We start from the raw sequence: 12,616 nt of genomic DNA on the forward strand, positions 1-12,616 counted from the left end.
GTAGGCTGCGCCGGTGAGCCTGCATCGTGACGCGCAAGCCGTACTGGCCGGATGGGTCGCGCCCACCCCCGAGGAGGAGCGGCTCCGCGAGGAGTTCCTGTCGCACCTGCGCAGCCACGAGGACGCCATGTGGCGCGAGTGCGCTCCCGGCCACCTCACGGCGACGACGGCCGTCCTGTCGCACGACGGCGAGCGGGTGCTGCTGACCCTGCACCCCAAGGCCGGGATGTGGCTGCCCATGGGCGGGCACTGCGAGGCGTCCGACACCACGCTCGCGCGGGTCGCCCTGCGCGAGGCCACCGAGGAGTCGGGCATCCCCGGGCTGACCCTGCTGGACGGGCCGCTCGCGCTCGACCGGCACAAGGTCTGGTGCCACCCGCCGCACAGCTGGCATCTGGACGTCGAGTACGGCGCGGTCGCGCCTCCCGGGGCCGAGGCCGTGATCAGCGAGGAGTCCCTCGACCTGCGCTGGTTCCCGCTGGAGGAGATCCCGGAGCTGAGCGACGAGGCCACGCGGCGGCTGGCCCGCCGCGCCCGGTCGCTGTGCCGCGCCTGACTCCGCACGGTTCGTGCACGTGCTCCTTACATCGCGTTTCGCATCCGGTGGTTAGTGTCGCCACATGACCAAGGTGGACGTGGGCGGTGAGATCGTCTCTCCCCCGCGCCGCAGGCTCCGGGTCCCTCCGCTCCTGGCGTGGATCGCGGTGGCGCCGTTCGCGATCTGGGCGGCGGCCCGCCTCACGGGGGCCGACGGCGCCGTCCCCCTTGGGGAAGTGGGCGTCGCACTGATGACGGGCACGCCCTACGTCGCCGCCGCGTCGCTCCTGGCGGTGCTGATCGCGCTGGCCGCCCGCCGTGCGACAGTGATCGCGGTGGCGGTGGCGGCGTCGGTCCTCCTGGCGGCCGTGGTCCTGCCGCGCGCGGCCGGCTCGGCCTCCACGGCCACCGGGCCGTCGCTGCGGATCCTCACGGTCAACCTCCTCTTCGGCGCGGGCGACGCCACGACCGTGGTGGACCTCGTACGCAGGCTCCACCCGGACGTGCTCAACACCCAGGAGCTCACCCCCGAGGCCGTCGAGGCGCTGGACGCGGCGGGTGTGGCGAGCCTGCTGCCCTACCGGCACCTGGAGGACGGGCCCGGCCCCTCGGGCAGCGGGATCTACGCGCGCCACCCCCTCACCGAGGCGCCCGACTTCGTGCCCGAAGGCGGCCACAAGATGCCGAGGGCCCGGCTCGCCCTGCCCTCGGGGCCGCCCGTGGAGATCGTCGACGTACATACCCTCGCCCCGTTGAACGGTCCCCACGCAGCCCGGTGGACCGCTGAGCTGGCGGCGCTCCCGGCCGCGTCCCCCGGCGTCGTACGCGTCCTGGCGGGCGACTTCAACGCGAGCCTCGATCACGCCGCCCTGCGCGCGGTGCTCGGGCGGGGCTACGCGGACGCGGCCGACGCGACCGGCGACGGCCTGACCGCCACCTGGCCCGCCAACCGGCGGTTCCCGCCGTTGATCACGATCGACCACGTGCTGTACGACCAGCGGGCCTCGGCGGTGAGCACAAGCGTTCACCGGGTCCCGGGCAGCGACCACCGGGCGTTCTTCGCCGAGCTTCGCCTGCCCGCACGCCTGTGAGTCCCCGAGCGGGACTCAGGTCAGCAGAGCGCGGGTGTTGTCCCAGCCCTCGAGGCCGGGATCGAGTCGGGCCACGTCCTGCGGTTTCCTGAGCCGGTGCCAGCCGGGGCCGGTGGCGACCATGCGGGGACCCGGCGCCCGGCGGCGCATCGCCGCGACGGCGTCGGGTTCGTCGAGATCGGGCGCGGCCCACCCGGGGACCGGCAGGCGCGCCGCCACGGCGACGGCGCCTCCGCCATCGGCCGGGCAGACCGCGAGGTGCGCCCGCCCGAGCTCCCGGAAGAGCTTTCCGATCAGCAGCGGCGGCAGGTCGGGGGCGTCGGCGCTGACGATCACGCCCTCCTCCGCGGTCTCGTCGCCGGCGGGCAGCGCGGCGAATGCGTCGGCGGGCGAGGCGATGCGCAGGACGGGCGTGCCCGGCCAGGCGATGTCCTCGAGCCCCGGCACGCCGGCCGACAGGATCACCGGCCGCACCAGTTCGAGCCCGGCGACCATCTCGTAGGTGTCCTCGGCCATCGCCGTCAGGAACTCGGCCGGGTCCACGCCGGGCGGAGCCGCGTCCGCCATGCCCGGAGTGACCAGCACCGCGGCGATCCGGGTCAACACTCCTCCGGTGAGCCGTTGGCGGCCATCGAGAAGCCCTCCAGGAAACCCCTGGCACGTTCCGCCCGCGGGTAGCGCTCCACGAGGGCCCAGAAGCGCGGGCCGTGACTCGGCACGAGCAGGTGGACGAGCTCGTGCATGATGACGTAGTCGACGACCCAGGCCGGCATGCCCCGCAGCCGGACCGACAGCCTGATCGTCCCGTGGTCGGGGGTGCACGAGCCCCACCTGTGCATCTGGTTCTCCACCCAGCGGACACTGGTGGGCAAAGCCTTGCCGTCCAGGTAGCGCGCCGACAGCTCCGCCGCCCGCTCGAGCAGGTCGTCGTCGCTCGGGCGTCTTCGCTGCTCCTTGGCCGCAAGGCGGTCGAGCATGCGGCGTACCCACTGCTCCTCGTCGGTCGTGCTCAAACCAGCCGGAAGCAACACGATGGTCTTGTCTCCATCGCGGTACGCGGAAACGGTTCGCCGCCGTCGTGCGCTCCGACGAACCTCGACTGTCTCGGGGGGCACATATGAAAGGTAGCCGACACGCGCCGAATTCCACAGGGGGTGGTACACGTTCTCCCTGGTCAATCGGGCGAACGTGACCTTGCGGGCGTGAAAACTACGGGGTTGCGGATATTCACCGGCCACGATCACCCCGGTAATTATCCACAGCCCCGCAGGTACCGACGCCGCGCCTTCCCGGTGTATGGCAAGGTCTGGCGACTATGAGACCTCGCCTCAAGCCCGTCCTGCGCCGGGTAGAACGGGACGGCCGCACGCTGCAGTTCGGCGTCCACCCGCTCCGGGCCGTCGTGCTGACCGGCGTCGAGCCGCCCGTGCGCCGCCTGATCGACGGCCTGGACGGCGCCCGCACCCTCCGGCAGGCGGTGGCCTGCAGCGGCCTCGACGAGGCGTCCGCCCGGGAGGTCGTCGCCCGGCTCGCCGCGCACGGCCTGATCGAGGACGCAGCGGCCCGGCCGGAACCCCTCGCCGACCTGCCGCTCGCCGAGCGGGACCGCCTCCGCCCCGACCTGGACAGGCTGGCGCTGACCTCCACCGACGGCGGCATGGGCGCCCTGTCCGCGCGGAGAGCGGCCCGGGTCCGCGTGTACGGCGCCGGCCGGGTCGGCGCGCGGGTCGTCACCCTGCTCGCCGCGGCGGGAGTGGGCCACATCTGCGTGGTCGATCCCGGCACGGCCACCGCGGGCGACGTGGTCCCCGGCGGGCTCGGCCGCGCTGAGGCAGGGATGACCCGCGAGGAGGCCGCCGTGCTCGCGGCCCGGCGGATCTCCCCCGCCGTCAACGCCTGGCCCGGGCGGGCCGCCTCCCGCCTGTCCGACGGCGGGGTGCGCCCCGACCTCGTGATCCTCGCGCCCGCCGCCCCGCTCGACGCCACGCTGGTCCACGAGATCGTCACCGAGGGGGTGCCGCACCTGCTGGTCTGCGCCTTCGAGGGACACGGCTCGGTGGGGCCCTTCGTCGTCCCCGGGCTCACCCCCTGCCTGCGCTGCCTCGATCTCAGCCGCCGTGACCGGGATCCTTCCTGGCCGCTCGTGGGCGCCCGGCTCGGGGGCTACCCGGCGGGCGAGATCGCCTGCGACGCGGTGCTGTCCTGCCTGGTCGCCGCGCAGGCGGCCGGTCAGGCTCTGGCCTATCTCGACGAGGGACGCGTGCCCGGCGGCCTGCTGGAGGTGTCGCCCGGGTGGCGCTGGCGGCACCGCGCCTGCGAGCCGCACGCCGACTGCGGCTGCGTCCTGAGCGACCCGACCGGCGCGGCACGCCTCTCACCGGCGGATACTCCCGTCACGGCAGTGACGATGTGACCAATCTCATAGACGGCCTATTCCCCCGGGAGGGTCGCGCCCGCCGGAGCCCGGGTGCCCGCTCGATCGGAAATTGTGGTCGAAAGCACTCTTCATCGCCGACAATGGTCGTGTGAGTGACCTTCCCCACCGCGCCGTGACCCGCTCGGCGAAGCTCGCGACACTCCCTCTCGGGTTCGCCGGCCGCACCGCGCTCGGACTGGGCAGGCGGCTCGGTGGCGCCTCCGCGGAGATCGTCGCCCAGGAGATCCAGAAACGTACGGCCGACCAGGTCTTCAAGGTGCTCGGCGAGCTCAAGGGCGGGGCGATGAAGCTCGGCCAGGCCCTGTCGATCTTCGAGGCCGCGCTGCCGCCCGAGATCGCCGGGCCGTACCGGGCGACGCTGACACGCCTGCAGGACGCCGCGCCGCCGCTTCCGGCCGCCACCGTCCACCGGGTCCTGACCGAGCAGCTCGGCGACGACTGGCGGGAGAACTTCCTGGAGTTCGACGACCGGCCGAGCGCCGCGGCGTCCATCGGGCAGGTGCACCGCGCCGTGTGGCACGACGGCCGCCCGGTCGCCGTGAAGATCCAGTATCCGGGGGCGGGCAAGGCGCTCATCTCCGACTTCAACCAGCTCGCGCGGCTCGGCAAGCTCTTCGGCGCGCTGCTGCCCGGCCTGGACATCAAGCCGGTGCTGGCCGAGCTGAAGGAGCGGGTGGCCGAGGAGCTCGACTACCTCAAGGAGGCCGAGGCCCAGCAGGCGTTCGCCGAGGAGTTCCGCGACGACCCGGACTTCCACGTGCCCGCCGTGATCGCGGCCAACGAGCAGATCCTCGTCTCCGAGTGGATGACGGGAACCCCGCTCTCCAGGATCATCGCCGACGGCACCCAGGAGGAACGCAACCACGCCGGCCTGCTGTTCGTCCGCTTCCTGTTCTGCTCCCCCGCCCGGGTCGGGATGCTGCACGCCGACCCGCATCCCGGCAACTTCTGGCTGCTGGAGGACGGGCGGCTCGGCGTGCTGGACTTCGGGGCGGTCAACCGCATGCCCGACGGCTACCCCGTCGCCTTCGGCAGGCTCACGCGCATCTTCAACCAGGGCGACATGGACGCCGTCGAGCGCGGGCTGCGTGCGGAAGGGTTCATCCGCCCCCACATCGAGGTCGACGTCGACGCCCTGCGGGCCTTCCTCGCGCCGTACGTCGAGCCGACCCGGGTCGAAGAGTTCGCCTTCAGCAGGGAGTGGCTGCGGGAGCAGGCGGCGACCGTGGCCGACCTGCGGTCGAACAGCGTGGTCCGCCAGCTCAACCTGCCCGCGTCGTATGTGCTGATCCACCGCGTGCACGCGGCCGGCGTCGGCGTGCTGTGCCAGCTCGGCGCCACCGCCCGCTTCCGGGACGAGGTGGTGCGCTGGGTGCCGGGCTTCGCCGACGAGACGGGCGAATCCGAGGACAGCGCGCTCGCCCTGACCTGAGCCGGCGCGCTCCGCGCTATCGGCCGCCGCCCCGGCTCTCGACCGTCCGCAGGTTCTGGTTGATGACGCAGCTCTTGATCCCTCGCTTGCAGTTGCCGTTGAGGGTGTTGGTGAAGACGCTGACGCTCGACACCTGCTGGACGCCGGCGAAGGTGACGGCGCTGTTGGCCGCGGGGGCGTTCACGTTGCGCCGGCCCCCCGATATCTGCTTGGGCGGGCTCTTGATGGTGGGCGAGTTCGACGTGTTGGTGCCCCCGGTGACCTGCGTCGCGCCGTGGCCGTCCCCGTTGCCGTTGCCGTGGCGGGCCACCCGGAGTGTTCCGGTGATCGGCGCGGCCTCGGCCCCCGGCGTGACCGAACCCCACAGTCCGACGACGAGCGCGGTGACGGCGAGCCGTCGCGCACCCGCCACGAGATCACGTGCGCCTGACGTACGGTCGCCCATCCGAGTCCCACCCACCGCTCGTGCACCACTTCGCCCGCCGCCCGTGACCATCCGGCCTGGGGCGGCGCTCCGGCTCATACCCCGTGGTCCTCGCCCGCTCCCGCGGCAGGCGATCTCCTGTGCGTTCGGTGATCTCATCTTTACGAGGACGGCCGAAGGCCCGGGCCGTCAGCCGGGCCCGGGCCTTCGTCATCGGTTCACTTCGCCGCTTGTCGCGTCAGGCGCGCGTCACATACGCGCCAGCGCGGAGCTCAGCCGCCGGGACGCGCGCTCGGCCTGCCGGCGTGCCCTCTGCACGCTCCTGATACGGCCGGCCAGCCGCTCCTCCGCAGCCTCGCGGTGGAGGTTTCGTATTCGCTCATGCGCCAGTTCTTGGTGCAGATACAGGGCGGTGGTCGGGGAGATGCTCATCTGAAATCGGTTCCTTCCGGAATTGCTGTGGTTGCTGCTGGTCAGGCGGCGACAGGAGACTTGCGCGGGCGCCCACGGGGACGCTTGCGGGGCACGACGACCCCCCGCAGGATGAGCTCCCCGCCCCAGACGCCCCACGGCTCCTCGCGCTCCAGCGCGCGGGCCAGGCAGGCCTTCTGGATCGGGCAGCCGCCGCAGAGCGCCTTGGCGAACTCCACGTCCTCGGGAGACTCGGCGAACCACAGGTCGGGCTCGGTACGACAGGGGATTTCGGCTTCGATCAGGTCCATGACCGGGGCCGCCATCTGCGTCACCTCTTTGAATGAATTGGTCTGGGTGTCCTCGTTCTGGGGTGTGGATTCGTGGCCGACAAACAAGAAGGCCGCGGATCCTAGTGCGGATCCGCGGCCTGGAGGTGGAGACCGGTCAGGGTATGACTGGTCCTCTCCAGGCATCGTGCGGACCCTGCGCACCGCCGCGAGCGGCGGCGCGGATCTGCTCATCGCCCATCGGCCGGTGCACATAGACCGGACGCTGGACGGGGTTGCGGTGGCTGGCCAGGCGGGCGAACGCGCCGAAGGCGGCCGAGCCCGGGACTCCGGTCACCGGAGTCTGGGCAGAGGCGGCCCCGCCACGCCGCAGTTTCGTCGGCATGACAATGGCGGCCGGGCATGCGGAGGCGAGCCACAGCGTGCGGGATGTCGTTATGTTCCTCACTGGACTCACCTCCATTTCAGTGCGATCGTGCCGGAGCGAAGCGTCCGGCTGACTTGTCCAAGACCCTAAACCGCCGCGGCAGGGTGGGCAACCTATTTTCTACCTGCGATTTTCACGACTTCGTGACACCGGCGTGCAGCGCGGGCGACACCCGGATGAGGCACTCCTGGACCACGGATACGGCGAGCTCCCCGGCGGCGGTGAACATCTGCCCGCGGGCGAGCCCGCGCGCCGCCCCCGACCAGGGCGACTCCTGGGCGTACAGCAGCCATTCGTCGGCCCGGAAGGGCCGGTGGAACCACATCGCGTGGTCCAGCGACGCGCCGGACACCGCCGAGGACCCCCAGGCGAGCCCGTGGGCCAGCAGCACGGTGTCCACCAGCGTGAAGTCGCTGGCGTAGGCCGCGAGCACGACGTGCAGCACCGGGTCGTCGGGCAGGTCGGCGTCGTACCGGAACCAGACGTTGTTCTCCGGGGTGATCAGGGCGGGGTCGTGGGCGGCCTCCCACGTCAGCGCGTTCACGTACCGCGCGTCCACCGGGCGCGGCTTGGACAGCAGCTCGCGCCAGCCCGGCTCGTCGCCCACGACGTCGAGCATCCGTTCCTGGAAGGTCGGCAGGGTCTCGGGATCCGGCACCTGCGGCATGCGCACGGCCTGGTGGCTCACGCCCGGCTCATCGATGTGGAACGACGCCGACATCGAGAAGATCGCCTTCCCGTGCTGGATGGCCGTGATGCGCCGGGTGGTGAACGACCGCCCGTCGCGCACCCGCTCGACGTTGTAGACGATCGGGACGGCCGGGTCCCCCGGCCGGATGAAGTAGGCGTGCAGCGAGTGGACCATACGGTCGGACGGCACCGTACGGCCGGCCGCCACGAGCGCCTGCGCCGCCACCTGACCGCCGAAGACCCGCTGGATGCGCTCCTCCGGACTGCGCCCCCGGAAGATGTCGAGCTCGATCGGTTCGAGGTCGAGCAGGTCCAGCAGCTCCTTCAGGGCCGAGTTCACGGAAACCTCCAGCGCACGGGGGTATTACTCGTCGGTAACACTATCGGCGCCGCGACAGAGCTCGAGGACCGCGTCGCCATACCGCTCAAGTTTGACGCGTCCGATTCCGGCGATCGCGAGCAGGTCCTCCTCGGAGGCGGGCGCCCGCTCGGCGATGGCCTGGAGGGTGACGTCCGTGAAGACGACGTACGCCGGCACCTTGGCCTCCTTCGCCGCCGCCGTGCGCCACGTCTTGAGCCGTTCGAGCAGGGCCTCGTCGTAGTCCGCGGGGCACGTCGCGCAGCGGCCCAGCTTCTGCTCGGCCGCGGCGGAGAGCGTCTTGCCGCAGATCCGGCAGTGCAGCGGCGCCGCCGACCGCTTCGCCCGTCCGCCCGCGCCTCCCGGCCGGTCGGCCCGGGCCACGCTCGCCGTACGCGGGGACAGCCCGTCGAGGAAGCGCGAGGGCCTGCGGGCGCGGCGGCCTCCCGGCGACCGGGCGAGCGCCCACGACATGTGCAGGTGCTCGCGGGCCCGGGTGATCCCGACGTACAGCAGCCGCCGCTCCTCCTCGATCTGGTCCGGCGTCTCCGCGTAGACGATCGGGACCATGCCGTCGGTGAGGCCGACGAGGAAGACCGCGTCCCACTCCAGGCCCTTGGCGGCGTGCAGGGAGGCGAGCGTCACGCCTTCGACCGGCGGCGCGTGCTGCTCCATGGCCCTGCGCTCCAGCTCGCCGACGAACCGGGGCAGGTCGGCGCCGTCGGCCGCCATGTCCTCGGCCAGGTCGGCGAGCGCCTTGAGCGACTCCCACTTCTCCCTGGCCTTTCCGCCCCCGGGCGGCTCGGCGGTGAGCCCGATGCCCGACAGGATCGCGTGCACGGCGGGCGCGAGCGGCTCGTCGGCCGACGACCGGGCCGCGCCGCGCAGCAGCACCACGGCCTGGCGCACCTCGGGCCGCTCGAAGAACCGCTCCGCCCCGCGCAGCAGGTAGGGCACGCCGGCGTCGGTGAACGCCTGCTCGTACGCCTCCGACTGGGCGTTGACCCGGAACAGCACCGCGATCTCGCGGGTGGGCACGCCGTCGGCCATCAGCTTCTTGACCGTGAGCGCGACGCCGAGCGCCTCGGCCTGCTCGTCGTCATACTCCGTGAAGACCGGCTCGGGACCGTCCGGCCGCTGGGCGACCAGTTCCAGCCGGTGGGGCGAGCGCGCCATGACGCGGTTGGCCAGCGTCACCACCTGCGGGGTCGAGCGGTAGTCGCGCACCAGCCTGATCACGGCCGCCGAGGGGTGCTCGACGGCGAAGTTGGTCAGATAGTGGGGCGTCGCGCCGGTGAACGAATAGATCGTCTGGTTGGGGTCGCCCACCACGCACACGTCGTCGCGCCCGCCCAGCCAGGTGTCGAGCAGCAGCTTCTGCAGCGGGTTGACGTCCTGGAACTCGTCGACCACGAAATAGCGGTACTGCTGGCGGATCTGCGCCGCGACCTCGCGGTGCTCGGTCATCACGGCAGCCGTGAGCTCCAGGATCGTCTCGAAGTCGATCAGGTTGCGCTGGCGGCGCACGCTCTCGTACCCCTCGTACAGCCGCGCCACCTCCTCGGGCGCGATCGGCGGCGTGCGCCGCGCCTTGACCGCGGCGGCGGGGTAGTCCTCGGGACCGACCTGGGTGACCTTCGCCCACTCGATCTCGCTCGCGACGTCGCGCAGCTCGCCGCGGTCGGGGTTCCTGCGCAGGCGCCTGGCCGCCTCCACGAGCAGCGGCAGCTTCGACTCGACCACCTGCGGCGGGTCGCCGCCGATCACCCGCGGCCAGAAGTAGCTGAGCTGGCGCAGGGCCGCCGCGTGGAACGTGCGGGCCTGCACGCCGGCCGCCCCGAGGCCGCGCAGCCGCTGCTTGAGCTCGGCCGCCGCGCGGGTCGTGAAGGTCACGGCGAGCACACCCTGCGGCTCGACGACCCCGGTCTGCACGGCGTACGCGATGCGGTGGGTGATGGCGCGGGTCTTTCCGGTCCCCGCGCCGGCGAGCACGCACACCGGTCCGCGCACCGCCTGGGCGACCTCGCGCTGCTCGGGATCCAGACCGTCGAGGACGTCCAAGGAACGGCTCCCAACATGCGTTGCGGACGTTGTTACTGGCATCATCCTTCCAGCAGCCGACCGAGCGTGTCCCGGGGACCGGTCGGCGCACGACGCGACATCGGGGAGGAACACACCGTGGCCACCGCGGTCCGAACTGTCTTAGGCATGGGCGCCGCCGCCCTCGCCACCCTCATGCTCGCCCCGCCGGACGCCCAGGCGGCCACCTCGGCGGGCGCCCCCGTCCACCGTCCCTCCGCTTCCCCCAACCCGTCCGCGACGCCCTCCGCGCGGCCCTCGGCTCGGCCCCCGGCTCGGCCCTCCGCGAGCCCGTCGCCCTCCTCCTCGCCGTCTCCGTCGGCCTCGCCGTCGTCGGCTCTCGCGCCGCCCGACGTACGGATCCACACCTACGCCTACGGCTCGCACGCGCGCCAGACCATGGACGTGTGGTGGCACACCACCGGACCGCGGCGCCCGGCCGTGTTCGTCATCCACGGCGGCTGGTGGTCCGGGGGCGACAAGAAGTACATGAAGTCGATCAGCCGCAGCTACTCCGAGCTCGGCTACACGGTCGTGAACCTCGACTACCGGCTGTCCGGTGACGCGGCCTGGCCGGCGCAGCGCACCGACGTCCTGGCCGCCGTCAGCGCCGTGCGGAGGCACGCCGCGTCCTTCAACACCGACCCCGGCCGCTACGTCCTGGTCGGGTTCTCCGCCGGCGGCCACCTCGCCGCCGCCGTCGGCGCGTACGGCGACGGCCGGCCGGGCCTGCGCGGCGTCGTCGGGATCTCCCCGCCCGTCTCGCCGCTTTCCGCGTTCGCGGACGGCAGCGCGTTCGGCACCAAGGAGCAGCAGAAGCTGCGCAAGGCGGCCATCAAGCTGGCCGGCGGCTGCACGCCCGCCAAGTGCCCGCGCATCTGGTCGAGCATGGAGGTGCCGTTCCACGCCTCGCCCGGCGACCCGCCGATGCTCGCCTTCCACTCCTCGGAGGAGTTCGTCCCGCCGTACCAGAGCGAGATGCTCAAGGATTCGCTGGCGAGCGTCGGGGTCCGGATGATCGTCAAGACCATGGCCGGCACCCAGCACAGCTCCCCGCTGTACCGGGAGCCGGGGGTCGCCGAGACCGTCCAGTCCTGGATCGTCGCCCGGCTGGGCCGCGTCGCCGGATAGCCGGGAACATGCGGCGCGCTCACGATGTTGCCATGACTGCTCTCGGCAACAGTGATGCGCACGGAAGGGACGACAGATGGCGCTGACGGTTTACACCACGAGCTGGTGCGGCCCCTGCAAGCGGCTGAAGAGCCAGCTCACCCGGGAGGGCATCGTCTTCAGCGAGGTGGATATCGAGCGCCACCCGGACGCCGCGGACTTCGTCGCGAGCGTGAACAACGGCAACCAGGTCGTCCCCACCGTGGTCGCGGACTGCCACACCATGACCAACCCCTCGGTCGCCGAGGTGAAGCGGCACCTCGAAGGCGCCTGCTGACTCACCAGTCGGTGTCGGGGATCGGCGCGCCGTACCAGGTCTCGATCAGCCTCCGGGCGATCGAGACCTGGCCGGGCAGCACCAGGTCGCCCGACCGCACCTGGGTCTCCAGCTCCTCCCGGGAGAGCCAGCGGGCCTCGGCGATCTCCTCCAGGTCGGGACGCAGGTCGGTGGTGACGGCGCGGGCGAAGAACCCGAGCATCAGGCTGCGCGGGAACGGCCAGGGCTGGCTGCCGAGATACCGCGGCGCGGTGACGGCGACGCCCACCTCTTCCAGGACCTCGCGGGCCACCGCGTGCTCCAGCGACTCCCCCGGCTCGACGAACCCGGCGAGCACCGACATCCGGCCTCGGGGCCACTCGGGGCCGCGCGCGAGCAGGATCCGGCCCTCGTCGTCGTGCACCAGCATGATCACCGCGGGGTCGACGCGCGGGAAGTGCTGACTGCCGTCGCGCGGGCACACCCGCATGTGGCCCGACGCGGTGATGTCCGTGAGGCTGCCGCACCTGGGGCAGTACTCATGTGTCGAGTGCCACGCCTCCAGGGCCACCGCGTAGACGAGCAGCCCGGCGTCGCGGTCGTCCAGCAGCACCGCGGCCTCCCTGAGCCCCGCGACGTCGCCCTCCGGGAGCGGCGTGTTAACGGCGAAGTAGGCCACACCGTCCTCGTCCACGCCCAGCAGGTAGCGGATGCCCTCCGGCGCCTCGGCCGGCGAGGTGAGCACCAGGGCCGCGCCGTCGGTGAAGCGGCGGACCAGCGTGCGGCCGTCGTGAATGAGGAGGACGCGCGTCTTCTCCGCCTCCCACGCCTGTCGCAGCCATTCCTCGTCGCCGCGCAGGGCCGCCGATCGGTCGATGGCGCTGCGCGCCAGGAGCAGGGGTCCGAGCAGTCCGTCCGCGATTTCCACGCCGTCATCCTTCCACTGGCGCCGCCCCGGCAATCTCCCCGCCCTTTTCCGTTCGCCGGTCAAAATGATCGGAGTCCCGGCTAGGA

General features: G+C 72.3%; 14 protein-coding genes. 6 read left to right on the top strand and 8 right to left on the bottom strand.

Translation table 11 applies throughout. The annotated features are described in order from the left end of the window. The first annotated feature begins 13 nt into the window (after nucleotides 1-13). Together BXA11_RS07400 and BXA11_RS07405 are read left to right on the top strand one after the other, a co-directional pair. The gene (locus BXA11_RS07400; RefSeq protein WP_076433852.1) at nucleotides 14-556 is read left to right on the top strand and encodes an NUDIX hydrolase; all 543 of its coding nucleotides are present in this window, start codon (nucleotides 14-16) and stop codon (nucleotides 554-556) included. Nucleotides 557-620: 64 nt separating this feature from the next. Continuing rightward, nucleotides 621-1,628: an endonuclease/exonuclease/phosphatase family protein gene (locus tag BXA11_RS07405; RefSeq protein WP_083744036.1), complete on the top strand. Its 1,008-nt coding sequence runs from the start codon at nucleotides 621-623 to the stop codon at nucleotides 1,626-1,628. Nucleotides 1,629-1,643: 15 nt separating this feature from the next. Here BXA11_RS07405 and BXA11_RS07410 read toward each other — a convergent pair whose 3' ends face one another. Together BXA11_RS07410 and BXA11_RS07415 are read right to left on the bottom strand one after the other, a co-directional pair. Further along, nucleotides 1,644-2,231, bottom strand: a complete 588-nt coding sequence (locus tag BXA11_RS07410; RefSeq protein ID WP_083744037.1) for a glycosyltransferase family protein — start codon at nucleotides 2,229-2,231, stop codon at nucleotides 1,644-1,646. Further along, complete coding sequence (locus tag BXA11_RS07415; protein WP_051761612.1) at nucleotides 2,228-2,743, bottom strand: M48 metallopeptidase family protein; 516 nt, start codon at nucleotides 2,741-2,743, stop codon at nucleotides 2,228-2,230. Before BXA11_RS07415 ends, BXA11_RS07410 begins: the two co-directional genes overlap by 4 nt. A gap of 200 nt (nucleotides 2,744-2,943) precedes the next feature. On the opposite strand from BXA11_RS07415, the gene BXA11_RS07420 reads away from it, so the two are divergent. Further along, the gene (locus tag BXA11_RS07420; protein ID WP_076433853.1) at nucleotides 2,944-4,041 is read left to right on the top strand and encodes a ThiF family adenylyltransferase; all 1,098 of its coding nucleotides are present in this window, start codon (nucleotides 2,944-2,946) and stop codon (nucleotides 4,039-4,041) included. Between the two features lie 112 nt (nucleotides 4,042-4,153). Beyond that, the gene (locus BXA11_RS07425) at nucleotides 4,154-5,497 is read left to right on the top strand and encodes an ABC1 kinase family protein (RefSeq protein WP_030507392.1); all 1,344 of its coding nucleotides are present in this window, start codon (nucleotides 4,154-4,156) and stop codon (nucleotides 5,495-5,497) included. 16 nt (nucleotides 5,498-5,513) lie between these two features. On the opposite strand, the gene BXA11_RS07430 is transcribed toward BXA11_RS07425, so the two are convergent. The 5 genes from BXA11_RS07430 to BXA11_RS07450 form a co-directional block, all read right to left on the bottom strand. Next, nucleotides 5,514-5,909 carry a hypothetical protein gene (locus BXA11_RS07430; protein WP_143734135.1) on the bottom strand — a complete coding sequence of 132 codons (396 nt, stop codon included), beginning with the start codon at nucleotides 5,907-5,909 and terminating at the stop codon, nucleotides 5,514-5,516. A 261-nt stretch (nucleotides 5,910-6,170) separates the two neighbouring features. Continuing rightward, a complete protein-coding gene (locus BXA11_RS07435; RefSeq protein ID WP_030507394.1) occupies nucleotides 6,171-6,353 on the bottom strand; it encodes a hypothetical protein in 183 nt (60 codons plus the stop codon). A gap of 41 nt (nucleotides 6,354-6,394) precedes the next feature. Beyond that, nucleotides 6,395-6,658: a WhiB family transcriptional regulator gene (locus tag BXA11_RS07440; RefSeq protein ID WP_030507395.1), complete on the bottom strand. Its 264-nt coding sequence runs from the start codon at nucleotides 6,656-6,658 to the stop codon at nucleotides 6,395-6,397. A gap of 524 nt (nucleotides 6,659-7,182) precedes the next feature. Then, entirely contained in the window at nucleotides 7,183-8,079 is an 897-nt protein-coding gene (locus BXA11_RS07445) for an acyl-CoA thioesterase (RefSeq protein ID WP_076433855.1), read from the bottom strand. 24 nt (nucleotides 8,080-8,103) lie between these two features. After that, complete coding sequence (locus tag BXA11_RS07450; RefSeq protein WP_076433856.1) at nucleotides 8,104-10,158, bottom strand: ATP-dependent DNA helicase UvrD2; 2,055 nt, start codon at nucleotides 10,156-10,158, stop codon at nucleotides 8,104-8,106. A gap of 147 nt (nucleotides 10,159-10,305) precedes the next feature. Here BXA11_RS07450 and BXA11_RS07455 point away from each other — a divergent pair, with 147 nt between their 5' ends. Beyond that, on the top strand, nucleotides 10,306-11,307 hold the full coding sequence (locus BXA11_RS07455; protein ID WP_076433857.1) for an alpha/beta hydrolase: 1,002 nt from the start codon (nucleotides 10,306-10,308) through the stop codon (nucleotides 11,305-11,307). Between the two features lie 76 nt (nucleotides 11,308-11,383). Further along, nucleotides 11,384-11,623: a mycoredoxin gene (locus BXA11_RS07460; protein ID WP_030507399.1), complete on the top strand. Its 240-nt coding sequence runs from the start codon at nucleotides 11,384-11,386 to the stop codon at nucleotides 11,621-11,623. 1 nt (nucleotide 11,624) lies between these two features. Here BXA11_RS07460 and nudC read toward each other — a convergent pair whose 3' ends face one another. Beyond that, the gene (nudC, locus tag BXA11_RS07465; RefSeq protein ID WP_373320661.1) at nucleotides 11,625-12,524 is read right to left on the bottom strand and encodes an NAD(+) diphosphatase; all 900 of its coding nucleotides are present in this window, start codon (nucleotides 12,522-12,524) and stop codon (nucleotides 11,625-11,627) included. Nucleotides 12,525-12,616: the final 92 nt, after the last annotated feature.

The organism is Microbispora rosea (assembly GCF_900156315.1).
GTDB classification, from domain to species: Bacteria; Actinomycetota; Actinomycetes; order Streptosporangiales; family Streptosporangiaceae; genus Microbispora; species Microbispora rosea.

Bases quoted from the DNA above. Each gene is read 5' to 3' on its own strand.
- BXA11_RS07435 (WP_030507394.1), bottom strand. From the start codon at position 6,353: ATGAGCATCTCCCCGACCACCGCCCTGTATCTGCACCAAGAACTGGCG.
- BXA11_RS07440 (WP_030507395.1), bottom strand. From the start codon at position 6,658: ATGGCGGCCCCGGTCATGGACCTGATCGAAGCCGAAATCCCCTGTCGT.
- BXA11_RS07405 (WP_083744036.1), top strand. From the start codon at position 621: ATGACCAAGGTGGACGTGGGCGGTGAGATCGTCTCTCCCCCGCGCCGC.
- BXA11_RS07460 (WP_030507399.1), top strand. From the start codon at position 11,384: ATGGCGCTGACGGTTTACACCACGAGCTGGTGCGGCCCCTGCAAGCGG.
- BXA11_RS07455 (WP_076433857.1), top strand. From the start codon at position 10,306: ATGGGCGCCGCCGCCCTCGCCACCCTCATGCTCGCCCCGCCGGACGCC.
- BXA11_RS07420 (WP_076433853.1), top strand. From the start codon at position 2,944: ATGAGACCTCGCCTCAAGCCCGTCCTGCGCCGGGTAGAACGGGACGGC.